Raw genomic sequence first — 1,394 nt, 5'->3', positions numbered from 1 at the left:
GATCAGCTGACGCCGCTGCGTTTGGTACAGTGATCCAGTCATTCGGCGTAGTGTCAGGCGCAGTCGGTTTAATAACCATTTTCTTCGCAGTCGATAACATATCGAATCCCGCTTGCGCAGATACGAACAACGCTTGCTTATCGCCGTTTTCTACGAATTTAGAGTTTGGCATTACTTTTGATAATCGTTTTAGATCGTGTAATGCGAATGGTACTGTCGTCTCAGCCTTACGTCCTTTCATGATAGACTTTACGGGCGTTTCACCGTATTGATCGACTGTAACCTCTTGTACTGATGTAGATACGCCGAATGAGATACCGCCTTTCGTGATGTCGAAAACTACCATGTCCTCGCCTTTGCCATACTCTACGATTGCAGCACCGATCGGTACGTTGATTGTATTAGTTTTTGCCATATTAATTACCCCCTGATAGTTAATTGAAAGTTTAGCGAAAAGATAGGACGTTTCGCCTCGTCCGTTCCCGTCCATATTGGTTGGGATTGTAACGCTTGTATTTTTGAGACCGACCAATCGCCGATCATAACGTCTTTTTTATACTTGAACTCTTCGTATAGCTCGTACGCCTTCGCTTCCGCCGTTTGGACGTCGCCCACATTCCCACGCACTAAGAACTGTAATGTCGTCTGCCTTACGCCTGTATCACGTGTAGGCATTCCACCGTGTAGTACGATCAAAACGCATTCATCATTCGATTTCGTAGGATATGTGTAGGCGTAGTATGTATTCGGTATGATCGATTCGACGTACGTTTTAACGTCTTGTGCTCGCATACTACCTCAATCCTTTCTGAACACCTTCGCCCAACCACTGTAAGTACTTTTGTGACTCACCTTTAAGTGGCCGCTCTAAATACTTACTACCGACCGCATAACCGTTAAATGATCCCGTAGAACTCGGCGTATATGACCATTCGTGCATGGCTATTGCGTAATTAAAATTACCGCGTCCGAACGCTGAGAACGAAATTTCTCCGATTACTTGATCGCCCTGTTGTTTGACGGTCTTTTTATGTGATTTACGTAGACTACTCGTATCGATAGGCGCAATGTTTGACGAGATCCTAGCGAGATCATCTACGCAATCCTGCATAGCTTGTTTAGTCGAATGTTTAACGTCGTTTGTGATCCGATTCATATTTCCGTCAAAGCTGCTAAAATCGATTGTGAACCCTGACATTAAATAAACACCACCGTCAGCAACGGATTACCTGTGAAATCCCGCTGAATTGTAATGTTTTTCGGATTACCTTTGTAAATCGTTCCTGCTTCGTTGACGTACTCAATTTCATCTTCGTAACCGATATCAGCTAGCTTGTCTAGCAATAATTTCAGATCGACAACGATTGTTGCGCCGTGCATTTGACTATTTCGAT

General features: G+C 44.0%; 2 protein-coding genes and 1 pseudogene. All 3 read right to left on the bottom strand.

The features are described 5' to 3' along the window. Positions 1-415, bottom strand: a 415-nt coding sequence (locus GBN91_RS28560) for a hypothetical protein (protein ID WP_347400313.1), incomplete at its 3' end; no start/stop codon positions are given. A gap of 5 nt (positions 416-420) precedes the next feature. Beyond that, positions 421-792 carry a minor capsid protein gene (locus tag GBN91_RS28555; RefSeq protein ID WP_152122910.1) on the bottom strand — a complete coding sequence of 124 codons (372 nt, stop codon included), beginning with the start codon at positions 790-792 and terminating at the stop codon, positions 421-423. Between the two features lie 405 nt (positions 793-1,197). After that, positions 1,198-1,394: pseudogene (locus GBN91_RS28545) on the bottom strand (hypothetical protein); the annotation flags it as partial.

Source organism: Bacillus sp. B1-WWTP-T-0.5-Post-4 (assembly GCF_009183795.1).
Taxonomy (GTDB): domain Bacteria; phylum Bacillota; class Bacilli; order Bacillales; family Bacillaceae_G; genus Bacillus_A; species Bacillus_A cereus.
This window is presented reverse-complemented; position numbering and strand designations above follow the sequence as displayed.

Excerpts from the sequence above, each read along its gene's own strand:
- GBN91_RS28555 (WP_152122910.1), bottom strand. The coding sequence starts at position 792 with ATGCGAGCACAAGACGTTAAAACGTACGTCGAATCGATCATACCGAAT.